The 24618-nt window shown below is 39.0% G+C and carries 30 protein-coding genes; 7 read left to right on the forward strand and 23 right to left on the reverse strand.

Annotated features, from left to right (window positions below; genetic code table 11):
- Positions 1–13 precede the first annotated feature (13 nt).
- Together ACFIME_RS04950 and ACFIME_RS04955 are read right to left on the reverse strand one after the other, a co-directional pair.
- On the reverse strand, positions 14–430 hold the full coding sequence (locus ACFIME_RS04950; RefSeq protein ID WP_375642920.1) for a hypothetical protein: 417 nt from the start codon (positions 428–430) through the stop codon (positions 14–16).
- Positions 390–581: a hypothetical protein gene (locus tag ACFIME_RS04955; RefSeq protein WP_375684583.1), complete on the reverse strand. Its 192-nt coding sequence runs from the start codon at positions 579–581 to the stop codon at positions 390–392. The genes ACFIME_RS04950 and ACFIME_RS04955 overlap by 41 nt, the downstream gene beginning before the upstream one ends.
- A gap of 88 nt (positions 582–669) precedes the next feature.
- On the opposite strand from ACFIME_RS04955, the gene ACFIME_RS04960 reads away from it, so the two are divergent.
- Positions 670–1239 (forward strand): hypothetical protein, encoded by a 570-nt coding sequence (locus ACFIME_RS04960; protein ID WP_375662341.1) that lies wholly within the window; start codon positions 670–672, stop codon positions 1237–1239.
- 2315 nt (positions 1240–3554) lie between these two features.
- Here ACFIME_RS04960 and ACFIME_RS04965 read toward each other — a convergent pair.
- The 3 genes from ACFIME_RS04965 to ACFIME_RS04975 form a co-directional block, all read right to left on the reverse strand.
- The gene (locus tag ACFIME_RS04965) at positions 3555–3776 is read right to left on the reverse strand and encodes a hypothetical protein (RefSeq protein WP_375684584.1); all 222 of its coding nucleotides are present in this window, start codon (positions 3774–3776) and stop codon (positions 3555–3557) included.
- A 123-nt stretch (positions 3777–3899) separates the two neighbouring features.
- Complete coding sequence (locus ACFIME_RS04970; protein WP_375684585.1) at positions 3900–4034, reverse strand: hypothetical protein; 135 nt, start codon at positions 4032–4034, stop codon at positions 3900–3902.
- A gap of 79 nt (positions 4035–4113) precedes the next feature.
- Positions 4114–4497 (reverse strand): hypothetical protein, encoded by a 384-nt coding sequence (locus ACFIME_RS04975; protein WP_375684586.1) that lies wholly within the window; start codon positions 4495–4497, stop codon positions 4114–4116.
- 406 nt (positions 4498–4903) lie between these two features.
- Here ACFIME_RS04975 and ACFIME_RS04980 point away from each other — a divergent pair, with 406 nt between their 5' ends.
- Positions 4904–5227 (forward strand): hypothetical protein, encoded by a 324-nt coding sequence (locus ACFIME_RS04980; RefSeq protein WP_375662342.1) that lies wholly within the window; start codon positions 4904–4906, stop codon positions 5225–5227.
- Positions 5228–6100: 873 nt separating this feature from the next.
- On the opposite strand, the gene ACFIME_RS04985 is transcribed toward ACFIME_RS04980, so the two are convergent.
- The 5 genes from ACFIME_RS04985 to ACFIME_RS05005 all read right to left on the reverse strand — a co-directional run bounded on the left by ACFIME_RS04985 (position 6101) and on the right by ACFIME_RS05005 (position 9741).
- Complete coding sequence (locus ACFIME_RS04985; protein WP_375684587.1) at positions 6101–7264, reverse strand: DUF6990 domain-containing protein; 1164 nt, start codon at positions 7262–7264, stop codon at positions 6101–6103.
- 10 nt (positions 7265–7274) lie between these two features.
- Positions 7275–7652: a hypothetical protein gene (locus ACFIME_RS04990; RefSeq protein WP_375662344.1), complete on the reverse strand. Its 378-nt coding sequence runs from the start codon at positions 7650–7652 to the stop codon at positions 7275–7277.
- Positions 7653–8005: 353 nt separating this feature from the next.
- Positions 8006–8323: a hypothetical protein gene (locus tag ACFIME_RS04995; protein WP_375662345.1), complete on the reverse strand. Its 318-nt coding sequence runs from the start codon at positions 8321–8323 to the stop codon at positions 8006–8008.
- Between the two features lie 24 nt (positions 8324–8347).
- Positions 8348–8914 (reverse strand): hypothetical protein, encoded by a 567-nt coding sequence (locus ACFIME_RS05000; protein ID WP_375662346.1) that lies wholly within the window; start codon positions 8912–8914, stop codon positions 8348–8350.
- A 269-nt stretch (positions 8915–9183) separates the two neighbouring features.
- Positions 9184–9741, reverse strand: coding sequence for a hypothetical protein (locus tag ACFIME_RS05005; protein ID WP_375684588.1), 558 nt, complete (start codon positions 9739–9741; stop codon positions 9184–9186).
- Between the two features lie 989 nt (positions 9742–10730).
- Here ACFIME_RS05005 and ACFIME_RS05010 point away from each other — a divergent pair.
- Both ACFIME_RS05010 and ACFIME_RS05015 read left to right on the forward strand, forming a co-directional pair.
- A complete protein-coding gene (locus tag ACFIME_RS05010; protein ID WP_375633355.1) occupies positions 10731–11294 on the forward strand; it encodes an NADPH-dependent FMN reductase in 564 nt (187 codons plus the stop codon).
- Between the two features lie 18 nt (positions 11295–11312).
- Positions 11313–11828, forward strand: a complete 516-nt coding sequence (locus ACFIME_RS05015) for a short-chain dehydrogenase (protein ID WP_375662347.1) — start codon at positions 11313–11315, stop codon at positions 11826–11828.
- Between the two features lie 706 nt (positions 11829–12534).
- On the opposite strand, the gene ACFIME_RS05020 is transcribed toward ACFIME_RS05015, so the two are convergent.
- From ACFIME_RS05020 to ACFIME_RS05065, 10 genes are all read right to left on the reverse strand, one after another.
- Positions 12535–12711, reverse strand: a complete 177-nt coding sequence (locus tag ACFIME_RS05020; RefSeq protein ID WP_375655256.1) for a hypothetical protein — start codon at positions 12709–12711, stop codon at positions 12535–12537.
- Between the two features lie 22 nt (positions 12712–12733).
- Positions 12734–13318: a hypothetical protein gene (locus ACFIME_RS05025; protein WP_375662349.1), complete on the reverse strand. Its 585-nt coding sequence runs from the start codon at positions 13316–13318 to the stop codon at positions 12734–12736.
- Positions 13319–13328: 10 nt separating this feature from the next.
- Complete coding sequence (locus ACFIME_RS05030) at positions 13329–13703, reverse strand: hypothetical protein (RefSeq protein ID WP_375662350.1); 375 nt, start codon at positions 13701–13703, stop codon at positions 13329–13331.
- Between the two features lie 88 nt (positions 13704–13791).
- Positions 13792–14928: a DUF6990 domain-containing protein gene (locus tag ACFIME_RS05035; protein ID WP_375684600.1), complete on the reverse strand. Its 1137-nt coding sequence runs from the start codon at positions 14926–14928 to the stop codon at positions 13792–13794.
- 28 nt (positions 14929–14956) lie between these two features.
- The gene (locus tag ACFIME_RS05040; protein WP_375684589.1) at positions 14957–15322 is read right to left on the reverse strand and encodes a hypothetical protein; all 366 of its coding nucleotides are present in this window, start codon (positions 15320–15322) and stop codon (positions 14957–14959) included.
- A gap of 227 nt (positions 15323–15549) precedes the next feature.
- Positions 15550–15912, reverse strand: coding sequence for a hypothetical protein (locus tag ACFIME_RS05045; protein ID WP_375684590.1), 363 nt, complete (start codon positions 15910–15912; stop codon positions 15550–15552).
- 3 nt (positions 15913–15915) lie between these two features.
- Complete coding sequence (locus ACFIME_RS05050; RefSeq protein WP_375684591.1) at positions 15916–16050, reverse strand: hypothetical protein; 135 nt, start codon at positions 16048–16050, stop codon at positions 15916–15918.
- 87 nt (positions 16051–16137) lie between these two features.
- The gene (locus ACFIME_RS05055) at positions 16138–16374 is read right to left on the reverse strand and encodes a hypothetical protein (RefSeq protein WP_375684592.1); all 237 of its coding nucleotides are present in this window, start codon (positions 16372–16374) and stop codon (positions 16138–16140) included.
- Between the two features lie 845 nt (positions 16375–17219).
- Positions 17220–17552: a hypothetical protein gene (locus ACFIME_RS05060; protein WP_375684593.1), complete on the reverse strand. Its 333-nt coding sequence runs from the start codon at positions 17550–17552 to the stop codon at positions 17220–17222.
- A 198-nt stretch (positions 17553–17750) separates the two neighbouring features.
- A complete protein-coding gene (locus ACFIME_RS05065; RefSeq protein ID WP_375684594.1) occupies positions 17751–18329 on the reverse strand; it encodes a hypothetical protein in 579 nt (192 codons plus the stop codon).
- 127 nt (positions 18330–18456) lie between these two features.
- Between ACFIME_RS05065 and ACFIME_RS05070 the strand changes: the two genes are divergently transcribed.
- Positions 18457–18642, forward strand: a complete 186-nt coding sequence (locus ACFIME_RS05070; RefSeq protein ID WP_375683314.1) for a hypothetical protein — start codon at positions 18457–18459, stop codon at positions 18640–18642.
- Between the two features lie 311 nt (positions 18643–18953).
- On the opposite strand, the gene ACFIME_RS05075 is transcribed toward ACFIME_RS05070, so the two are convergent.
- Positions 18954–19457, reverse strand: coding sequence for a hypothetical protein (locus tag ACFIME_RS05075; protein WP_375684595.1), 504 nt, complete (start codon positions 19455–19457; stop codon positions 18954–18956).
- A gap of 2235 nt (positions 19458–21692) precedes the next feature.
- On the opposite strand from ACFIME_RS05075, the gene ACFIME_RS05080 reads away from it, so the two are divergent.
- Positions 21693–22259, forward strand: coding sequence for a hypothetical protein (locus ACFIME_RS05080; RefSeq protein WP_375633370.1), 567 nt, complete (start codon positions 21693–21695; stop codon positions 22257–22259).
- Positions 22260–22908: 649 nt separating this feature from the next.
- Here ACFIME_RS05080 and ACFIME_RS05085 read toward each other — a convergent pair.
- Together ACFIME_RS05085 and ACFIME_RS05090 are read right to left on the reverse strand one after the other, a co-directional pair.
- Positions 22909–23049 (reverse strand): hypothetical protein, encoded by a 141-nt coding sequence (locus ACFIME_RS05085; RefSeq protein WP_375633371.1) that lies wholly within the window; start codon positions 23047–23049, stop codon positions 22909–22911.
- A gap of 400 nt (positions 23050–23449) precedes the next feature.
- On the reverse strand, positions 23450–23593 hold the full coding sequence (locus ACFIME_RS05090; RefSeq protein WP_375684596.1) for a hypothetical protein: 144 nt from the start codon (positions 23591–23593) through the stop codon (positions 23450–23452).
- A gap of 137 nt (positions 23594–23730) precedes the next feature.
- On the opposite strand from ACFIME_RS05090, the gene ACFIME_RS05095 reads away from it, so the two are divergent.
- Positions 23731–24618 (forward strand): YopJ/AvrA family T3SS effector serine/threonine acetyltransferase (locus ACFIME_RS05095; RefSeq protein ID WP_375684597.1); only part of this gene is annotated, 888 nt, incomplete at its 3' end.

The following is a 24618-nucleotide window of genomic DNA, read 5'->3' on the forward strand; positions in this document are numbered from 1 at the left end:
ATGCAGCAAAAGATCAATCCTTTTCAAAGAATGAAAGTCTAAACCCAAAACGCCTTGCCCCACGATAAATAAGACCAAGGACAAGACCAAAGACAACGCCAAAAAGAATGTTAAACACCCACCTGTTTGAGAACCACATCTGAGTCAAACCAAAATGCTCAGCTTGCTTATAAATAAAATCAATGACAGCAGCCAAAATGAAGCTCAACAACACCATCTTGAGGAACAAACCCTTCGTTACACCACGCCGCTGCATTACTTCATAACCCAACATAAGGAAAATACCGGGAATGCCATAAAACGCCACAGCCCGTAAAAATACGCCCCACGTCATCCCCAACGCCTTCATTTCCACATAAACAGCCACAGAGACATAGGCCACAATACAGCTAAACACCAATCCCTTCAGAGACAAAAGCCCGCGCGCCATCACTCACCTCCCCCATCAAGCCATTCAAGGAAAATCCACCATGCGACAAAACACCCCTCTTTTCAAGAGCCAAATCCATGGGGCTCCCACACACAAGCGCAACAGTCCAAGTCACCCCCAAGAGCGCATACCCACACGCACACTCCAACACATGTCTTCCTCTCATCCCTCTCTTTTGCCTAGAGCAAGCAACATTTTTTAAAAACGAGAAGCAAAATTAAAATTTTTAAGGAGATGCTATGACCCATAAGCAGAAAAAAAATACGCAAACCTGCCCACTTGACCATCAAGATAAAGGAAAGCACATTGGTCATTTAAAGACGCAAGAAATCCCTGTTGAAACAAGTAATCCTTATTTTAAACCCAATCATCCAGAAAGTTCCAGCAATCCGCGCACTATCAATGCCATTGCCAATGCACAAAGCCATCCCATTGCCCTTTTATATGCGAAAGGACATCTCAGCAAAGCCCAATATAAAGCAGCAGAACGTTTTTATTTTTACTGGCGTCAAAGCCAAGCCGATCTCCACATGAGCCTTGACTACACCCGTGAAAAGGTTTCCTGTAGCCAAGGGTACACACACCCTATTGAACGTCAAATAGAAGCATCCAATCATTTAAGAACAATCAAAGTTCAACTGGGTATTCTTGGCTATTCACTGCTTGAACGCGTTATCGGCTATGGACAAGCGATAAAAGAATTAAGTTCTTCAAAACGCAAACAAAACTCTCTTGCCGATCATTTACGAGATTGTTTAGACTTGCTCGCATTTCATTGGGGATATGCAAACCATAAACATTTTGAATAATCCCCTCCTCGCCATTTTAAGCGGCCTCCCATGTTGCCCCCGCCCCCTCTAAAGCCCTTCCCACACACACGGGCTCAAGCATTGAGCAGCTCTCGCCCCCATTTCCATTACCTTGCCCCCCCACCCAAAAGGACAATACTTCACCCCCCACACATACTTAAGATACACCCTAAACTCTTAAAAACAAAAAGCCTTCCCCCATATCAATCCTATAATCATGAGGTGCTCTTAATTCGTTTTTTATTGAAGAATATTCTCAAGATGCTTGCATGCATCATAATATTTTTAAATATAGTTTAATTAATATCGAGTCTTAAAATAAATATTCAATTGAAAAAAGTATTAAGTTTTAATGCAAAATGACAAAATTTTTTGTAAAAAGTATTTTTTATATTGCTATTTTTTCAATTCTCTGCTAATTATAATGTGGTAGGTTATTTAAGTATGATTTTTTTGTATTAGTACGGCCTTTTGAATTTATTCTTTTTTGACACGTCCTGCGAGTCAATGTTAAAATTCTCCTGCTTTTTGGTCCTCTGATTGCGACAGAGGACTTTTTTTATGACTGTACTTTTTTATAACTGTATTGTCTTAAATCACTTCCTTATGAGCTTTGTGATATTCCTCCATAAGGTTTACCCGCAAAATAGATCATTCTTTTGTCAAATTGACTTGCGTTCCATTCTTAAAGAACAAAGATTCTTAACTCAATCTGATTTACAAACAGCTTGGATACACTTCCCTCTTGGTTTGCCATTCCCTCTTGGCTTCTATTCAGGATTTTCCGCTAAACTCAAGGCGCAACAGAAGCTTGCTCTGTCTCAAAGATTCACCACGCCCTAAAAAAACACTTAAAACATATCCAAGGAAGCTTGCTTCATATCACCAAACCTCACATGACCGTGTTTTACGGCATAACAGAATGACTTAACTATTGGATAACTTTCTTTATCGCCCCCCCAACAGGTTGATGTATCACGACAACATATTGATTTATAATCATATCCCGTTATCCATATAAAATTAAGAGACGCAGATATCATAGGGATTCTCTCATTTTAAATTTATTTCATGTTGCATCAATCAACACCTTGTCTTTTCCACATTACAAACATGAGAGACATATGAAATAACGCACTTCAAAGATAAAGAATCAAAATGCCTCTTATGAACACGCTCAAGAGCCAAAGGCTGTCATCATATGAGGCGCGAATAGTATAATAGTGTACTGGCTTTTCCTTATGAGAATTTAAAGAAGGACTTATCCACTTCGCAAGAGATTTCTCCATTATCAGATTTACCAATATCCCCAATCACCAATATAATTGTGATGATAAGATAACATAATGTTTTTAAACAAGTAGGTAAGTGTGCAACACAAATATATTCTATTTAGAACATTCTGTTTTACGTGAGTCGCGTAACCTCCCATTAAAAAACTAAAATCCCCCATTAAAAACAAAATCCCTATGAGAAAAAATCTAAAGCGTGAGAATAAAAACATGAGACAAGTGTGATTCCATTCAGATATTGCTCTTTAACCGTCAAACCGAATAAAAATAGATCCGGAAAATATGTTAATCTTCCTACCTTAAGAGATAAACTAAGAATATAGACAACATCTCTCCTAACATTCCCCTTTTTCTAGCATCGCGTAAGAATCAAAAGTTATACAGCTTATTTTGTCATATTATAAAGCACTGTTTTTTTAAGGCGGTGTTGAAGCAGTTAAAACGATTGAAGTGTTTAGCCAACGCCATCGCCATTAGCAAAGCTAAAAAAACAAACTGTTGAAAAGCCGTGCATATCTTGTGTAAACACAAAAAAAACAAGAAAAAGGCACAAAAATATCTCAATTTTTATAAAAATACTCAGCGTCTTTTACGATTGTATTGACGAACAACCCTTATCACATAATCATCTTAAATATTGAGAATAAAGAATGAATAGCCCTCGCAAATACAGCAACCTATCAATATAAAATATAAAAACAAATCTTTTGGTTATCTCTGTTTCTTATGGAATATGCCTTTCCCTATGGATGCACTTTAGCCTCCAAAGAGTGCATTCAATCCATGGAAAGGATGCACTCCAGCCCTCAAAAGAGTGCATCCTTCCCCTCAACGGATACCGCCAAACCCTCATGAGGCAGTATCCAATCTATAAGAGGATGCACTCCAGCCCTCAAAAGAGTGCATCCTTCCCCTCAACGGATACCGCCAAACCCTCATGAAGGCAGTATCCAATCTATAAGAGGATGCACTCTAGCCCTCAAAAAGAGTGCATCCTTCCCCTCAACGGAAACTGCCAAACCCTCATAAAGGCAGTATCCAATCTATAAGAGGATGCACTCCGCGCCTTAAAAAGAGTGCATCCTTCCCCTCAACGGAAACTGCCAAACCCTCATAAGGCAGTATCCAATCCATAAGAGGATGCACTCCGCGCCTTAAAAAGAGTGCATCCTTCCCCTCAACGGAAACTGCCAAACCCTCATAAGGCAGTATCCAATCCATAAGAGGATGCACTCTAGCCCTCAAAAAGAGTGCATCCTTCCCCTCAAGAGATACCTCCGACCCTCAAAGGAGGCATCCAATCTATGAGGATGCACTCCGCGCCTGAAAAAGAGTGCATCCTTCCCCTCAACGGATACCGCCAAACCCTCAATAAAGCAGTATCCAATCCATAAGAGGATGCACTCCGCGCCTTAAAAAGAGTGCATCCTTCCCCTCAACGGAAACTGCCAAACCCTCATAAGGCAGTATCCAATCCATAAGAGGATGCACTCTAGCCCTCAAAAAGAGTGCATCCTTCCCCTCAAGAGATACCTCCGACCCTCAAAGGAGGCATCCAATCTATGAGGATGCACTCCAGCCTTCAAAAAGAGTGCATCCTTCCCCTCAAGAGATACCTCCGACCCTCAAAGGAGGCATCCAATCTATGAGGATGCACTCCGCGCCTTAAAAAGAGTGCATCCTTCCCCTCAACGGAAACTGCCAAACCCTCATAAGGCAGTATCCAATCCATAAGAGGATGCACTCCGCGCCTTAAAAAGAGTGCATCCTTCCCCTCAACGGAAACTGCCAAACCCTCATAAGGCAGTATCCAATCTATAAGAGGATGCACTCCGCGCCTTAAAAAGAGTGCATCCTTCCCCTCAACGGAAACTGCCAAACCCTCATAAGGCAGTATCCAATCTATAAGAGGATGCACTCCAGCCTTCAAAAAGAGTGCATCCTTCCCCTCAACGGATACCGCCAAACCCTCATAAAGGCAGTATCCAATCCATGGAAAAGATGCACTCCGCCTTCAATAGAGTGAATCCTTCCCTTCAAGGGTTTTACTCAAATTTCATCGCATCTCATTTTTATGAACCCTCATTTTTATGAATCCTTGGTCAAAGGCACAAAAAGAAGTTTGCTAGCAACTATTGTATCACCCACCTTATGGGATTCCACTTCTCTACAGAGCTTTCAAACTTTTTTACGCCTTCATAAAATCAAATCTGAAAGAATTCATTAAGGCAATTAAGGGTAAATTTTGTCAATTTGTAGGCAAAGTTTATTCTTTTTTGTGATTGTTGTATTTTTACTATAGTTATTTAAATCGTATTTATATATGATACGTATCGATATTTATTTATCGAAATAAATATAGGAGAAAAACTATGAATATCAGATATTTTTTCATAGCTGGGGCTATTACAAGTGGTTTAGCTCTCGCGATTCAAAAATCTGATCGTATAGTCAATAAACAACCCTCTCCTATTGTTGCTCCTTATACTATTGAGAAAACAAATTTACAGTTTGTTAAAAAAGTAAGGGACACATCGGATACATTGAATATACTGAGAATCAGTAATAGAAGCGCATCAGAACAAGCATCAATAAACGATATATACGAAAAAGGAAAAAGTTTATTGAATGCAATAGCTGGTTTTTTAGGATCAATTATTATATATTTCGTACAACTTGTTGCTACTAGAATATAAGATACAAAAAGTTCTTAAAGTAAGGTTATATACGTTTTGTATATATTGTAAAATTTAAATAAAAAGGCCCTTTATAAAATGGGGCCTTTTTTAGTTTAATTTTTCATTTGTTTTAGTTTAGTTTTTATTGTGTTTTTATTTTTATTGGCCAAATATCATCTATCATCGCCTTCAAAAATGCCATTTTTACTTGTCTCACATCTCAAATGACAAAGGCTCTACCCCCTTAGCTTCCCTCCCATAGCGCTTTCGTTAATAAGGGTCCGCAATCCTCTTGTTCTTCCCAAAAATTCCTCTATTTTCAAGAAAATGACCATGCATCTCCTATGTCATCGGATTGGCTTACAGATCTCCATGAAGCAGACTGAAAAACACAAAAATACCATAAATTTTTGTATCAATATCACCATACTGAAACGCTGTTGAGGCTTAACAAGCGCTGCTTCATTGGCGAGGACTTCTTAAAAAGACAAAAAACACCTCAAAGGAAAAAGACTTTAACACTGCTCAAAAATGCCATTTTTTGCCTTCCTCTCATCTCAAATGACAAAGGCTCTAACCCTTAAAGCTCCTCCCTATAAGCGCTTTAGTCAATGGACCTTCCCTCATACCGCTTGAATAAGCGATAATTTATGAGCATTTTCTAACAAAACAACAGAACCGTCTTAAAGAAGATAGAAAAATTTATAATTGATTTTTCTCCTCTATTCTTGAGGATCAAGCCATTTTCAGTCTATTTTTTAAAATCTTGGCTATTATTCTCGATTTTTCAAGCCCTTTATTTTGCTCTGGTAAGAAAGATGTGAAAGCGCCATGATTGAGACGCTTTCACATCTTTTAAATAAAAGTGCTTTTCTTCAACAGGAGAATAAACTAATCAATTTTTATATCCATAAATGCGATTTTACCATCTTTAATATAAGTAATATCAGGAGCATGTTTTACCCCCTCTGCTTCAAACACGAACTGTTCATCACTCACCCCTTCAAACCCTTGTTCCCTTAATTCTTGTTTTTTCTTCTCGACTATTTTTTTATGAAAATCTCGTTTTTGATTACACGTATTAGGGGGTCTCACTCTGAAAAACTGATAGTCCATGGCTATAGACCACTTCTCAGCAACCCGTTCCAGTAGATCGTAACTGAACTTTCCTTCCCTTTTCACTTCTTGAGCGATCACCATCGCGCGTTCCAAATGGACTTTTTCAATGGTTTCATCAAAGCCAAGCTTCTCCCCTGCCGTAAAACTTTCGTCATAAGAAGCTAAAGTCTCAACATCGCCCAGCAAGGCAAGAGCAGCAAGATGCAGCAAAGCATAAGGTGCAAACTCTACGTCTCCATCCGTTGCCCAAGATAAAGAGTCTTTTTCCCAAGGGGGAATACTATATTGAGAGCGAAACATTTCAAGCAAAGAATCATCTTCCATTGTCCATTTTAAAGTTTTATCGAGAGCTTTCTTTAAAAGCTGGACGCTCACTTTTTCTTCAAAAATTTCCAATCCATTGAACACAAAATTTATAAATACTGTTGGCAAAACCCCAGAATTATGCGGATTAATCGTCTGACAAGCCGCCGCAAAAATACCGCTCATAATTAAAAGTCCGCGATCAAAAGGCGAAAACTCTTCCACTCGTTTCTCGTTATAAAGAAACTGCACTTCGCGATCTGGTAAAAAGAGGGTTGCCAAATAATCTCCCTTTCCCTCGATTTCCACCGACCATCCCAAGCTTTTTAAAAGCCCTGTTGCACTTTCTATCGTGAGAATTTCATCATCATCATAATCGGCAGAGAACTCTTTTTCCTTTAGTTGCAAACGCCTCTCCTGTACCACGGCTTCATCTTTCCAAAACTGCTGCGTTGCAAGATCATTTTCTTTAAGCACTCTTTCCAGCGCGCCTTTCACTTGGAAATTCATTTTCATCCGTTTAAAGACAGAGGTATAAAGAGCTAAAACAAGCATGATAATGATCATGCAAATAACAATAAATACCCAAAACTCGGGATCTAATAGAAATACGGCTATAGGATCACTGTTCATTTTTTCCCTCTCAGTCTTTACAAAGCCCGTGCGACAGAGAGCTTATGTGCTCTCGCACAGAGATTGCTTCTTCTAGTTTCTGAATATTTTTGTACAACTCACCCGTCACTTTGGTGCGAAGCCGTAACATAACCGGAATAAAAATAATGACACAGACCATTATAATGTCCGTTGTTTTAAGGAGAACGGCATGCACAACATATTGCCACCCTGTCAGCTGCCAATTTAATACATCTGGTATTCCTAGAATCATGTTCCAGATGACAATGACAACAGCAATAGCAAAAATAACTTTATAATCCTTTGCTGAGAGCAACACTTTCTGGAGCGAAAAAGAATGCGCTCCTTTATGCGTTTCTTGCTCTGATGTCCAATTTTGCTCCTTCATGTATTCCCCTCTCACTCTTTGAAAAGACCCGTGTGACAGAGAGCTTATTTGCTCTCACACAGAGATTGCCTCTTCTCGTTTCTGGATCTTTTTTTCCAATTTACGCATTATGATGATGCAAAACCCAAATACCACCTGGAATAAAGAAAAGTACACAGGCCGTTATGGCTTACGTCATAATAAAAATAATAATATTCCTGCTACCTTGCCACCCTCTTGCCTTCCTCACATCTCAAACAGTGAAGATTTTCAAACCGTACCAATCTATAAACAATAGTTACAATTCAGCTTTTTCTTCCTAAAAATTCTCCTATTTTCAAGAAAATGACCCTGCATCCCCACTTCAATAGGATTCATTTCAAAGCTTGAATGAACAAGGTACCTAAAAATACGAAAACAACCCATATACCGCGCGCCCCTACAAGCAAAACCGTTCCTTCCTCACGTCTCAAACGATAAAGTAAGTCCCAAGCACTCACTCTAGGCTCTAAACCCCACGGGCTCTTATTCCCTTTAATCAACACTGATCCAGTATCGGCTTTTCTTCCACTCAATGCCACCCAACACTGCTCCTTTAAAGCAATGTTTACGGACAACCCATAAAGAGCACCAAACCATCTCAGAGGCAAAATGGTATAGAGAGCAATCCCTATAAAGGCTGAATCTCTCATAATTTCTTCATTATTTTTTCCCTCTCATGACTTCTCAAGCGCTGTATCCTGTTCTTTCAAGACGTTTTTCAGTTCTTTTCTTAAACAGCGATACGTTCTCACCTGCTTAAAGACACCATAATAAAGTTCCAAAATCATCATGGGAATAACAGCAACCCACACTGTCACGAACATAAGCACGAGAACAAATATCATGACAAGAATATCACCCCTTTTTTCTCTATCGCCTTTTTTATACCAATCCTTTTGATCGGTTATTTTACCCCGTTGCTGGTTTATTTCTTTCAATTTTTGAGTATTTTTTCTCAACAAAAGCCACAATGTTATGCAGAGTATCAACATAACTGGGAACAAGACCCAAACACACACTGTAATAATTTGCCAAAACGTACACAGAGAGAGAAAAAGGGGTGTATCCTGCCACCCTGTCAAGTTCTCTTTGCTGCCTAAGGATGGGAGAAAGAAAATCCTGTTCCACAACTCAATAATGAGGGAGAGGAAACAAATGACAACACGCTCTTTCTCAGAAAAAACACTTTTTTCGAAAAAATGGCGCAGTCCATTATAAAATGCTGAATTTTTCCCCTTCATTGCTCTTCCTTTTTTTATGAAAAACGCATTTCTTTATCTCATGCCCGCTTTTTTAAGAACCACGAAAAGTGCGATGCATGGCGCTTCCCTTGTTTTCAACAAAAAACCCCAACTTTCTAAAAGCGCTGTTGCTTTTCCAAATGATTAAGAGCATCCTCCTCATTACAAACCTGATAGGCCTCTTTATCCTCTTTACCTGATGATTTTCCAACCATCCCCTCTTCTTGTGTCATGAGCTTCCAAATATTACCTCTTACCCCTCACGATAGCTACACAAGCGCCTTGTCACTCTCTTTTCTTATGCGTTTTAATTCCCGTTTCACTCTACAATACGTTCTCACGCGCTTGAAAACAAAATAATAAAATTCTAAAATGAGCATGACAACACCCGCAGGAAAAAAGACGTTTAGCAGAAATATCAACCAAAAGTATACGATAAAAAAACTGCTTATTGTTTCTCTATTGTTTTTTACCGAATTATTTTGTTGATCGGTTGTGTACCCCCGTTGCTGGATAGCCTCATCCAACTGCTGAATCTTTTTTTTCAACAAATACGTTAAGATGAGATAAAGCACCAATAAAACAGGCATCAAGGCAACAACACACACCATGATGACTTCACGCAGCACAAAAAGCGCCAAAAGAGTGCTATCCTGCGATACACTCAACGTCCACTTGGATTCTAATGGGATCAAAAGAGCTTTATAACCTATCCCAATAAGGATAGAAATAAGACAAATAATAATATGATCTTTATAAGAACGAAATGATTTTCCAAAAACAAGAGAGCACCGTTTGTTATAAAATGTGGAATTTTCCCCCTTCATTTGCTCTTCCCTTTTATGCAACTGTTTGTCCCTGACTTTATAAAGACACGAATAACCTCTCAAGCACAATTGCATCCATTATCGTCAAACAGAACACCCCAGAGAACACTCGTATCGCATATTTATGTTGCCAATACTTTTGCCAATTCAGGTGCTTGTTTTAAAGAAACATCTCTCAACACTTGCAAACCAACACGCATCACCCCCATTTCATGAACAGCCCCCATGAAGGGGATAACAATAGCGCCCCCATGAATATATCCCCCTTACTATAAACTCTATCACCACCATTATTTCAATAAAAAATGTAATCCGGCACCATTCATATACGCCCCCTGTGGCCTCTACAATAGCCTTACCCTCCCCTTGCGACAAGCCACGCCATAACTCGTTCCTCAACACGGACAACCCCCATTAGCCTAAGGCTCCTACAACAAACCCACCCCTGCCCCAAAAACAGGCATATCTAGCTTCTACGATAGTCTTTATCCCTTGAAAAGACAGAAGCATTTTTATTCTTTTCTCAATTGTTTTCCGCCCACTTAAGACATAAAAAAAGGAACTTCCATTGATTTGCAAATGATCGCGCAATAAGAACATTTGAAATGAGAAAATCTTACAACTTTCTTATTTCAATTAAAAAGGCTCAATGATCATTATAAATCAAAATATGACGATACATTCCATTTTTCATTAGAGTTCTTGCAAGCCAATAGCTCAGAATATATTCATAAAAGCGCTTCTAAGACACGAGACAGCCGCGATTCTTGAGATCAAGCATTTTAATATTAATGAAAGCACTAACATTCCCTTACAAGTTTGAGGTGTTGTTTTGTCAACAATCTTGTTAGCATGGACTGATTCTATGATGATGCGATATCATCACAATTGCTCTTTATGGACAGCATAATGATACGCGCCATTTTACTCACAATTCTTTATAAGCCTTGCGTTATAGGCTTGTGGGGAAAAGATAAAGGAGAATCCTGTTGAATATAGCAATTATTTTGGGGTCTGTGCGTCAACCTTCCTTAACAAGAACTTTAGCCAATTATTTAGCCGATTGCCTCATAAAGCGGGGTGCATCACTTCATTGGGTTGATTTGCGTGAACAGCCCTTGCCGATGACAGATCCAGATTATCATCAGCAGGTTGAGGCTAATCCAAGTGCTGCGGTTCGTAAGTTTGTAAAAACCATTGCAGCGGCTGATGGCGTTATTCTAGCAAGCCCCGTTTATCAAGGGTCTTATTCGGGTGTTTTAAAAAATGCTCTTGATAATTTGAGCTATAATGCCTTTTTAAATAAACCTGTTGGGCTTATCTCTCATGGAAGTACCGCCAAAAAATGCGCACAACCGTGTGAACATTTATTGCCGTTGGTGCGCACGCTTTATGGCTATGCACTCCAATGTCAAATCGCATCTTCCAACGAAGATTTTTCCTCAGATGATGAAGGTCGTACTTGGAAAGTTATAAGTGACGAGGTACAAACACGTTGTGAAAGACTTGCTGATGAAATGTACACATTTTTAAAGCAAAGAGGTGGGATTTAAAGCAATAAGGGAGGGGGCATGAAAAAAAAGGATGCGCACTATCGTTATTTAGTGGTAGGGGGCACAGGGATGCTTGCCCCTTTGTATCAATCACTAGAGCCGCAAGAAGTGATTATTGCTGCACGCTTTCTTTCCCATAAAGTCCAGCTTGAGGCATTGCAAAAACAGCATATGTGTGTGCCATTGGATTATGATTGTGCAGCATCAAAGGCACAATTTTTAGAAGCTGTGAAGCAATGGCATGATCTAAAATATTGCATATTATGGATTCATTCACCTGCCCATGCATTTTCTTGCGCATTAATTGAGCAGTTAGCTCTTTTGCCTAAACCACCATGTATTCTTCATATTTTTAGTTCCAACACGCATGATCAAATGATCCTCGAGTGCGCGCGCAAAAACAAAGTTGATTTTATCCCCATTCAATTAGGACAAAAAACAACGTCAAAAGGTTTACGATGGCTAACACATCAGGAGATAAGCCAACAAGTACTGGATGCCATAAAAAACCATATGAATAAACAAAACTTATGATCAATACCTCTTGCCATGCAAAGAAGCCGAGCCCCCTCAATCTCTATCCATACCCAAACACCCTCTTGAATAGCCCATACTCTCTACATCATAAGCTTTGTGAACGAACAGTCCCCCTCCTTTACGCCTCTAAACAGCATCCTTATATCAACAGCTTCAGAACCAAACGTTTTTTCCTCCTCACACGGGCTTATCCCCGCCCCACAACCATCACAGCCCTTGACCAACCACACACACCCTATTACAGTTTCACGTTTTTACGATTTTGCAAATTCACAGAAAACAAGCAAACTGCCGATCAACAGCCCCATTAAAGCCTATCATCAGCCTATTCATTGCCATCAACCCTTTTCCCCCAACGCCCTCCATTCTCCCAATCCCCCATTCCAATTTTGACGCATTTCACAATCCAGCCTTTACGCCTCCATTGCCACTCTCTTCTCCCCAACCGCCCCAAAACCCTCACAGCTCTTAAGCAACCATACATCCTTGCCATTACAGTTTCACGTTTTTACGATTTTGCAAATTCACAGAAAACAGGAAAACTTCTGATAAACAGCCACAGCCTATTACAAGCCTATTAATTGGCATCAGCCCTTTTCAAACAGAGATCAGCGTAAAATGAGAAAAATAATCCATGCCCTCCTCCCAAGCTGTGAAGCAATGGCATGATCTAAAACTCACACCTCCCCCCATGACATGAGCGCTACATACGCTTTTTCAGCGCTGCATTTAATTGCCGCGTAACCTTGTAATACGATATCAAACGCTTTATAAAAGAAATATACAGTGCCACAATGGGTATTGTTAAGAAAAAATCAAAAACACCCCCCAGCAGAATGATCAAAATCACCGTCCAAAATGCCGCTATTTCGTAATGCATTTTATCCCCTTCCCTTTATAAATTAATTTGTATGGTATAAATTGATTGATTGGGTTGCTTCAGTCACTTCTTCCAACTGCTGAATCTTCTTTTTCAATCGATGGGTTAAAATTTCACGAAGGATCACAACAACAGGGATCGTTGCAAAAATACATACCGATAAAAAAAACCAGAAAAACAAGAGAATGATAATATATTCAAATCTGCTCTCATCTATCTCAGCTATCCCTTTAGAGCAAATCACATAGACATAAGCTTTGAAAAACATAATGATGAAAGAGAGGCATGCGTGGAGGATATAATCTTTGCGTGAAAAAGCGAGCCATTTTTTTAACGAATAGGAACTTATCTGTGTTTCTAGTGCTAAGTTTTGCGGCACTCTCTCTTTTTCTTTTCCGCTTTTTTCAAAGAAACAAAAACGCTGTGGGTGTTCTTTCATCAAACGTCTTTGTTTTTTCACTCTGTAATAGAGCCTCAAACGCTTGATTAAAGAATAATAAGGCGCCACAATAATCATATTCACGAAAATGGCAAAAACTGTAACTGCATTTAGAAGAAAATATCCAAACGGCAGAAACAAAATAAAAAGCGCGATCTCACCCCTCATGCGTATAGTCTCATTGATTAATCTCTTGCTGCTTTATTTTTTCTTTTAGTTTTTTCTTTATTTTTTCCAATCTGCGCTCTTTAAAACGATAAAGCCCCCAAATGATCGGAAGAGGAGTGAGAAGACAAAACCAAATCAACACTGGTAAGAGAAAAATAAGATAACCAATTCCTTCCCATTTTATCCATTGCAACGGCTGTACCAGAGATTTTGCACCAGCAGGAACTTCTAAAGCCATCATGATAAGACATGTGCAAAACATAGTGAAAAAGCGGCGCCCTATTATTTCACAGCTCCTCACCCCTTTACGCCTTTCCACTGAAGACACCATAAATTTTTTGAATGAAAAGAAAGACACTTCAAATGTTGCTTTTTTCTCCTGCATTGTTCCCCTCTGCTTTTACACTTCGCGCTTTTTACGCATTATTTTTAGGTTTAAGCTCTTTTTAATTTATCTAAACTCTTTATTTTTCTCAATAAATTTTTTCATCAATCCTAATTTCTACATCCATATATTCTAACTCCCCATCCTTTATGTAAAGAATATGAGGACGATAGTTTTTTCCATCAACCTCACAAATTGCGTCCTTTTCGTAAACAAAATATCCCTGTTGCCTTAATTCTTGTCTTTTTTCCTCGATCAAATTTTCATAAGAATCTCTTCTTCTATTGCACAAATTGGGATCTGTAGCTCTAAAACATTCATAGCTTTCTACCTCCATGGAAAAATCCTTTGCCGCCTGTTGAAGCAAATCGTAACTGGGTTGCTTTGTCTTTTCTACCGCCTGAGCAATCACCATCGCGCGTTCCAGATGCTCTTCTTCGATGCTTGTTTCAAAGCCCAGCTTCTCACCTTCCATAAAGCTTTTGTGATAAGAGTGTAAAGTTTCAACATCGCCCATCAAAGCCAGAGCCGCAAGATAACGCAGGGAATAAGAAGCCAACCGAGGGACCACCGTTTTGTTTTCCCAAGGCAGGATTCTATATTGAGAGTGAAGCATCTTGCCAAGATCAACCTCAGTCATTGCCTCATCTAAAGCCTTCTCGAGTGCACGACGTAAACATCCAACGCTTACCTTTTCTTCAAAAATTTCCACCCCCTTCACATCAAAACTCAATTCAAGAGCAATCAAGCCTCCAGAATTATAAGGGTCTATCGTTTGGCAAGCCGCCGCATGGATACCAGAAACCACCGCAATTGCACAATCAAATCGCGGATACCCCTTCTCAGCATTATAAAGAAACTGCACTTCACGATCTGGTAAATAATAGGTGGCCAAATGATCTCCTTTTCCTTCAATTTCCACCTTCCACCCCAAACTCTTTAAAAGCGCCGTTGCACTTTCCATCGTTAAGATTTCTTCATCAGAAAGAGAAAACTCTTTTTCCTCAGATAACGGCTTAATCATCGGCGTTTCTCCACTAGACGGCTCAAAAGCGACAGGTTGTTCAAGCACGCGGCTTAATTCTTTTGTCACTTGGCAATACAGTCTCACCCGCTTGAAAGTAGAGTAATACAATGCCCAAATAAACATCATGACGACAGCAGAAACCAGCGTGAAAAGCGTCAAGCCCACACCCCACGAGAGTACAACAATAATATCCATCATTTTAATATCTATCATTTTCTCCGCCCCTTCATGCGCTGTTTTGTTGAGAAGCGGTTTTTCTCCGCTTCCAGATTGCTTGCTCCAACATATCGATCTTTTCTTTCAACAGAACCGTGAAAATGATACGAACCACAAAGGCAACAGGGATGAACAAAAAAATAAACCATGATATAAGCCACATAATTAACGAGAGAGCTGCCACGACATCCCCTTCCCACTCCGCCAACTTCCACCCAAGCAACATGGGTACGAAGCGAAGAGCCGTTCTTAAAGCTGCCACAATGAAAGCAATACAAAAGATGACTTTATAATTTTTGCGTGTCAGAAACGCTTCTTCAAGCGCAAAAGACCGTAATTCTTCATCCAATGATGCATCTTTTCCATTGCCCCTCATTTTTACCCCTCATTTGTTTCAATTTCTAAGTCATTTTCATGAACCGAAGCTTTCGTCCTCACAATGAATGAGGGTTCATCAATATCAAGCGCTTGTATCCCTCATCTTTTATAAAGACAATATCAAGGGTGCATTTTTTTTCATCACCTTCAAACATCGCACGAATAGAAACTCTCCTACAATGCATGAGAATATATAAAGACCAGTATTCATTTTCTGCCCGCCCTTCACACGCTGTTTGGTTGGTAAGCCGTTTTTCTTCGCTTCCAGAGTGCTTGATCCAACTGCTCGATCTTTTTTTTCAACAAACGCGTAAAGATGATACGGACCACAAAGGCAACAGGAATGAGTACAAAAATTAAATCTAATATAACCTGCACGATGCAAAAGAGAATTGTTATGACATCCCCTTCCCACCCCGCCAACTTCCACTCAAGCAACATTGGTATGAAGAGAGCCGTTCTTAAAGCTGCCACAATGAAAGCAATACAAAAGATGACTTTATAATTTTTGCTTGTCAGAAACGCTTCTTCCAGCGAAAAAGTCCGTGGTTCTTTATCCAATGGTGCATTTTTTCCATTGCCCCTCATTTTTTATCCCTCATTTGTTTCAATTTCTAAGCCATTTTCATGAACCGAAGCTTTCGTCCTCACAATGAATGAGGGTTCATCAATATCAAGGGTGCATTTTTTTCCATCACCTTCAAACATCATGTTTTCATCACTCACAGTGTACCCCCTATTGTCTTAAGGCTTCTCTTTTCTCCTCGATCAAATTTTCATAAAAATATCTTCTTCTATTGCACAAATTTGGGTCTATGGCTCTAAAATTCTAAGTACTCTTTTTATTTTCAGGAAGATAAGCTGCTTTCCAAAGAAGAAGCAAACGAGTGCAAGAAAATCGTAACGAAGTTGCTTTGTCTTTATGACGATTTGAATCATCAACAAAACCGGCCCAAATAGATTTTTTCGATATTTTTTTTCAAAGCCCAAACTTTCATCTTCCATAAAGCTTTTATGAGAAAGCTGCCAAATGTTAATATCAGCCCTCAATACCAAAGCCCCAAGGGTGTGCAAGTAAAGAAGAAGCCACTTGAGAAATAGCACAATTTCCTTTTCCCAAGGAAGGGTGTTCTATTGAAAGCCAAGCACGCGGACGCAGACAAGATCAACCTCAGTCCCAGATCAACCTCATTCATTGCCCTCATCAAAAACTTCCTCAAGTACACAGCATAAAATGCCTTACGCTTACCTCTTCCTCAAAAAATTTCCAATCCCTTTGCCTTAAAATCCACCCCTTTGCCTCAAAGCTTCGTTGTCAATCTGGCAAAGCCCTAAAATGATATTGCACAAAACCTTTTTCATCCAGAGATGAGAAACTGTCCTTCACGGTCTCGTAAATAAATAACAGTCTCGTAAATAAATAGATGTCCCTCTTTTCTTTCAATTTTCCCCCTCCACCCCAAGCTCTTTAAAAGCACTGTTACACTTTCTATGGAGCAAAACGTGTGCTTTTGGCTCACCTTCTCTATGCGTCTTACCTCTCCACCTGCAAAAAATGGGCTCTTCTTCCCCAAACACCAGAATATCTTGTGCTTTAAGTATAGATTTTTCGCTCTCAATATCGCTTGGTAAAACACATTTTTATGCTTGATAAAAAGAAAATAAGTTACAAGATTTTCTCTCTTTAAGAGAACAGAAACAGCAAGTGAAACCCAAGAGCAGCCCCTCTTCACTTTCCCCTCAGCAATCAAGAAAGAGCACCAACTCAAGAAAGAGCCTCAATTTTTCTCAAAAACACGACACAAATATAAAAAGGCATAAAACGAGAAGTGCACCCCATGCTCCTTAATGAACAAGTCAAAAGCAATATACTTAATGGCAATAAAAGCCTCTCTTCACTTTTTCCCCTCGCTCGCTTTTACCTCGCTCACATCGTATAATATGACGGGAGCTCCTTTCTGCTCAGCCTCTTCTTCTAATTGCCGTATCATTTTGTTCAACTGACGGGTCACGATAAAACGCATAATAAAAACAATCGGTAAGAATAAAAAAGTACAGGCAAGCATCCATGCCAGTGGCTCGAATACGACAAGAGAAACAAAGTCCTGCCCTCTCCATATCTTAACGACAACAGTTATAACTATTGGAGCAGTCGCCATGACCGTAGAAAGATAGAATATTTTTTTATAGTCTTGCCAAACAAGAGAAAGCTGCTTTTTATCAAACATTCTGCTGCTTTTTATTTTGGGGAGTTCTGTTTTAAGGCGATATCGCGTTCATTAAGCACGCATTTCAGTTCCTTTTTCACGCGACAATAAAGCCTCGCACGCTTGATAAACAGGTAATAAATGACAACGATTGGCACCCATATTAAAACACTTAAGAGCGTAAAGAACAGGAAAGAAATGGCTATTAATGTTATAAGACTACTCGTCATTTTGTCTCCCTACCACATTCTGCATACGGATTACCTGATCACGTTGTTGTATCGCTTCTTCCAATTGTGGAAGTATTTTGTTCAATTTTCTCGTTAATTTTATACACATCATCCCAATGATCGGAGAAAAGAGAAGAACCCCTAACCATAGAAGGCCATAAATAATGCGACCTATTGAAAACCGCGGTACTATAAAACTGACCATACTATCCTTCCACCATACCAAATGTACGATAGAGAAAGCAAATTGCAAAACAGCAAAGAGAATAAAAATAAAAAGAATTATTTTACATTCTTTTGAATAAAGAGGCAGAGATTCTTTAAAGTTAAGAAAGCGTATTTTCGCATCAAGTGTCTTATGCGCGAGATTGTGTCTTTTCATTTCTCCCAGATCGTTGCGCAACTGTTGTATGGCTTGCTTTTGTTGCGTCGTACTCTTTTTCACGTCTTGAGCGAGTTTAAAAGACAACTTCATATGCTTGATCAACAGGTAAGGAAGCCTAATCATAACCATAAACATTAAAATGGCAATGATGATGCCCCCTAAAAAACTCAAATATTGTATCATAATGCTCACTTTTTTCCCCTATCGCATTGATATGAAATCATCATTTTCATTCTCTTCTCAAGCAAATGTTTCTAATTTCTTTACTGTTTTTTTCACGCCATAATGAAGGAAACTATGGAGAATTAAAATGACAGGTAAAGTGATGGCACTACATACCAAAATAAACAAAAACGGCAGCGCTTCAATCAATAACAAAAAAAACAACGGATTATTGTGTGAAACAGTCGCATATCGTGCAATAAAAGACGAAAAAAGCACAGCATGTATAAAAAGCGCAACTGCAATGAAAGCCATCCAAGAGATTATTTTATAATCTTTTTTTGAGAGAAGCAAAGATTCTTGAAAAGAAAAGGCACTGAACTGTGTTGCAAGAACTGTATTCTGTCCCCTACCCTCTGCCTGATTATGCCTCAAATTCTGCGCTGCACCCTTTTTTAATTTCCTTCGCATCTTACATAACAGTACTGCCCGTTTTATCAAAGAATAATAAATGGCCAAGATGATCTTCACGGTAGAAAAGAGTACCATGCTCCACGCAGAATAAATAAAGATAGCTATCCCTAAGGAGATCAATAATGTAGTTATTAAAAGAGGCATTATAGAAGTGATCACTTTTCTCCCCTATCATATTTTGTTGAGAGATTGGTTGTCTGGCTGTTGCTGCTCTGGCAATGTATCCCACAGCTTCATCATTTCCTTCGCATCCCGTTTAGAAATGGCGTTAAAAATAGAAAAGAGCGGAAACAACACGAAAAGGACGCCAAAAATTATTTGCGGTAAGAGACATAAAAAAGCCCAAACACCATTCCACCCGAAGTTACGAAGAAATTCGATCGCAGGAATCTGTATAAAACTCTGACTCATTTCTTGAAAATCTTCTTGTTTCATTTTTCCCAGTGCTTGGAGCTGTTCTTTGGACATAATGTGAAAAAACTCCAAAGGATTCATATAGGCAGACGCGGAAAAAAGCACAAACAAGAGGATAGCCAAACAACAAATGATGATATAATCGCCTGTTGAAAGCATCATCCATTTTTTGAAAGTTGCCGATTGATCCAACACTGGCTGCGATACAAAAGCCTTATCTCCCTTATGGGCAGATTGGTGTTGTGATTTATCTTCGATCATACGGATACTCCCCCACTTCTAAAATTCCCACTCTTCAATATTTGATAGCACGCCACCAGCGCGGTAAATTCGCTTAGCACCCTTCTCAGAGTAAAGCAAGCACTATAATCCCCTCTAAATATTTTATTCACTTAGGCCCTATACGCGCATACATGACGCGCTTACAAGCCCAAACACCCCTTTTCCTCTCTTTATCGATCACATAAACCCTAAAAGACACCGTTTTACAAAAAATCCAACAAATATCTAATCTAAAAAACATCCCATGTGGGAAACTGACATACCCACCATAAACGACAGTGTTTTCACCGCTTAAATGAAGCCGAGTATATATAAAGCAAAGGATGATGATATTCCTTGCTCATCTCAAAGAATGAAGATTTTAAAACCCACCTCAGTTTGTCAACAATCCCATTGCTCTTAAGTGCACTCCGCCTGCTGAGCACTTATGGGTTCCACTTGCATAAAGCGCTCTACGAACAACTTCTCCCTTAACAAAAGTCCTTCCTTAACATTGGCACCTAATTTTTAACACTTAATGCGTCAAACATTGTAATGCCTCATAAGCTTTCCTATCCCTGCCCAAAATGACAGTATTTTATGGCATAACAAGATAAAAAACATTTTCACAAGCACTTTGTATCTTGATAATCAACACATCCAAAATGCTGTAAGATTCTCTCATTTCAAATCTATCCCCTGTTGAATTAATCAAAATTATTTGCTTGTACGTAAAAAGTGGGAGAGCCATGCGCAGTGAAATTGTATAATGAAAATGCCTCTTACAAACCGTCTCAAGTGCCAAGAGCTTGTAATACATATTGGGAATTGGCAAAATATGCGATGATACCAGCTTACGCTTTTATGAATCCTAAAAATGATGATCCTTAATAAAGTTATATTATCATGAAAGCTTTACCATGATACCCTTCTTGAGCCAGCGTCGTGAAATGGGCTCGAGCACATGTAAGAGATGTCTCTTAAAAACAAGCGCGTGAATATGCCGCAATAAGTATATTCCGTTTGAGGCGTTGTGTATGACGTAAGAGATGTGCCCCCAGAATGTGAGAAACAAGAACACGATAAACAAAAGCGTGAAGCAATAAGCACGCCCAACAGACCAAACAACCGATTATCTAAAATGCGCCCACAGCAGCTTTGAAATTTTTCAATTCTCATTTTAAAATTTCTTGATTCAAAAAGCCCCTATTTTAAAATTAAAAAAGAAATGTCTTACACCTCATAGCCCCCACCTTTATAAAAGCATCTCTTAATAAACGCCTCTTTTATCAAGCTACCTGCCGCTTATAAAGCTTCTTTGGATATTGTATCCTGTCATTTAACCATTTAAGTGACCACCTCCCTTTTTTATGAAATCCATTAAAACAGCAAAAACAAAAATATCCTCCATAAAAGATGATCCTAAATTGCTTGACCCTCCACAGTTTATTTTGTTATTTTGAACTAATGAACCATATTTTATTTGAAAATATAAGGATCTTATGCTATTATAAGCACATTGAAAAGTTTGTTTTTTTAAGCTCTGTGTCGTTCAAAAAAAGATAAAATCCTCTATAAAGGATAAAGATATATTTTGCAGCTTAATCTACATCAGACATCTTGGTACAGCGCCCAATAAGAAAACCCCAATATACCTCCCAATAGCAAAGCTCAACGGATGATAAAAATCCACGGATAATAAAAACAATGACTTTTCAAAGGTAAAACTGAAAAGTTTCCACGAAGCGCTCATGAGAAAGAAAGCAAATAATCCTACCAGAAAAGACTTCCTATTAGAAAGATAACGACATACCCATAAAACATCATTCTTGTTTATTTATTCACATGTGACAAAAGTTTCTTTTCAACTGTTCCAGAAAGGTTAAGAAATCTTTAGAAAGCAAATAACCCGCTATCAATAAAAAATAAGCATGATAGGGGCGGAAAATAAGACTGATAGGGATAAGATAAAAAAGGTAAGAAACACTTTAAAGATGATTTTTTCACCCCACACCGTTGCTTTTCTTTGCATTTAAAACGCCTTTAGTATCGTTTGTTTTTTGATCTGCAACGGCTAATATTTCCCAGTATTTGCTCACTCCCCCAGTATTTTCCTCCTTTTAAGTATTTTCCCCCTCTTAAGTATTTGCTCCCCCCAATATTTGCGCCAAGTGCTTTTTACATCACTGTCCCTCATCAACAGACAGTTTCTTTTTCATTCAAATGGTTAAGTTCATGAAAATACGTAAAAAACGCGGTAGATCGAAAATAACAGGAAAGCGAGAGCCCAATAGCTGTATTTCACGTGCCCAAAATTCCAGCGAATCTGCGCTTCAATCTGCGATTGAAATGCGTGCAAAACACTTTGGTTTAAGCTTCGAAGAAGCGAAAAATCCGCTTGTCGGAACCTATATTGGGCGTCTTTGTTTGCTTGGCTATAAAGAGGCTTCATCAGGCATCAGTAAAGAGCAATATGACACGGCGCAACAATACTTGCAAATTAGAAACGACTATTTATGTGCAAAAGGTTTACCAAACGGTTATTATGATGGTTTTACGCACAGCGCATCAGATGAGAAAGCAAAAAAGCAATGGGTCCAAAGAGCAACCGAACACTATGAAGCTATGCAAGAAGCGATTAAAGAAGCACAATATCTACATCGTCAACACAACTTTCATGCGGCATTACACTATCTTGTTATAGAAGATCAACCGCTGCCTAATCTTGTTGGTTCGTTGCGTATTATTCTTGATGCCCTTTATAAACATTTTGACAGTTCTACCCAAAAGAGCCTTGGCTAAAACACCCATCATTTCCTCCCCCTCACAGGATAAAGATTCTCCCCCTCCTTTATAACATGCCTCTTTATAACCAGCGCCTTTGTAAAGCCCCCTTTTGGCAAATGACACTTGAGATCCACTGAGCTTGCCCTTTCATAAAATTTCATGGGTTAACAAGCTTAAAGCGCACAACAAACAAGCTTAAAAATATCCACCCCGCCCTTAAAAAAATACTTCAACTGTCAAAGAGACTTAACCTTATATCTACCCATACCTCACTTATCCATGCCTCAAAGGACAATATTTCACGGCATATTCACGGCATGGGCAGGATAAATATTGCCCCCTCTTTAAAACAGCAACATTCTCCCCTCTACCCCCCATTGTAACAAACCACCCTCATCATACGCTTCCCCCAATATCGCGACATCCTTAGCTCTTCAGATAATTCATTATCGTCATTTTACATCTTTTCTTGTACAATTCTATATGGCTCTTCTGATCTTATGACGGACAAGAGCTATGGCTTTTATTTCAGCATAATCTGGGTTTCTCATTCAAGATAAATAACGATAAAATATCCACTATAAATAAATAGCTTATCATTAAAACAACCCGTTGATTTTTGACACAATTAAAAGCATCATCCCTTAAACGAAAGAAAAAGCCCCTACCAACAATCTCCTCCCTCATCAACAACTGCACCGATAACCCTCCCCCCCATCACATCACCACTAATACGACAGCCAGCATAGCCCCAATTCACCCGCACAAATCGCCAACACCTAAAGCTTTGCCCCGCAAACACCATCCAGCCACCGCCTTCCCAATTTCATCAATAAAATACCACGGATTTCAAAACCACAATTCTCCCTTCATCTTGTCCCCTCCTTTCTCAAAGGAGAAAATGTTTTTTGCCACATCAAAAACTTTTCCATTAAAACAAGATATTTTGCTGCATAGCCAATGAATGAGCTTTTTTCTGTAGATTTTTCCCGCGATAAAGGAGGAAAAATTATCGTTTTGCGGTTGACAGAATATGAAAAATCGTATTTAATGGTAGATGCGGTAAGGGGTTTTCTGCGTCCAGATTTCATCATAAAATTTTCGCATTATTATAGACTGTTATAAAACAGTGTGTCTTGCGACAATGTTTAAAACTTTACGGTTTGAAGGTATCTTTCGTCTTTTTCTGACTGTTTTCTTTTGCATCACCCAATTTGCATCACCAACAACTCTATAATTTTGAGATTTTCAAAACAAGCCGTATTCACGGGCTCCCAATAGAACGCCCTAATAATCCCCCATAAAATACCAATATCATACATCACAGCAATGATGAGCAATACACGCATAAAAATATGAAAACGGCATCATTATGCTCTCATCGCCTCACCTTTCAAGATGCAAAGGCTTGTTTTTCAAAACATTGTTTAGCCAGAATTGAAGAAGATAATATCACCTATCGATCATCAACATAGAGGCTAAGATTATGAAGCCACAAGATTCTCCCCCACCTCATTCCTCACAAACACCAGAAGGAGCAAGCGCACCTGAAGGAGCGCATGCAAATGCATCATTAGACACTCTTACTGCACATTTAGAACGGCTTAACATTGAAAAAATAAAAAACACCCCTTTCAACCGTGCCGAGTTAAAAGATATTGTTGCTGGTTTAGAACAGCATAATGCCGATGGCAGTTGGATCAAAAATTATTATGATATTTTAGATCTTTACATGATGCCAGCCTTGGTCGATCAAGCAAATCGTAAATATCCAGAGATGAATCTCAAACTTACAAGCCCCCCTGACGGCTTTGCCCTTGCACTCAAAGACACTTTCGAGCGCGGTATAACATCTTCCAGATTTATTGTTAACGCACAAGATAGGGGAATTCATTTTGCGGTTGTCGATCATCAAACCATTGATAATAAAACATCTTTGATCTTTTTTGAACCGACCTTACTGCGTGACACGCTTCCCGCATTACTTGCATTAAGGACGCGACAATCCATTGAACATCACCAATTTCCGAATATTCATTTTGCCATGGTAGAAATGGATATTCAACGAAGCTCCTCTGAATGTGGGATGTTCAGCTTAAGCCTTGCCAAAAAGCTTTATCTCGAAGCTCAAAAATTAGAAAGACTACACAAAGATAATATTAAGGGTGTGTTATGTGAACCAGACACGCCTTTACCTGCTGAAAAATTAGATCCATATCTTCCAGCTCGTTTATACAAACACGTGCAAGGCAGAAGACGTCTTAAGGAGTATTTAACAGCCAATCCAGAAGCAGCACATGAAAAAGTAAACAAAAAAGGCGAAACCCTAAACGAGAGGTTTGAGAGAAGCCTGGTAGCAACAGAGACAAAAACT

The organism is Bartonella sp. AP1QHHD (assembly GCF_042196265.1).
Lineage (GTDB): Bacteria > Pseudomonadota > Alphaproteobacteria > Rhizobiales > Rhizobiaceae > Bartonella.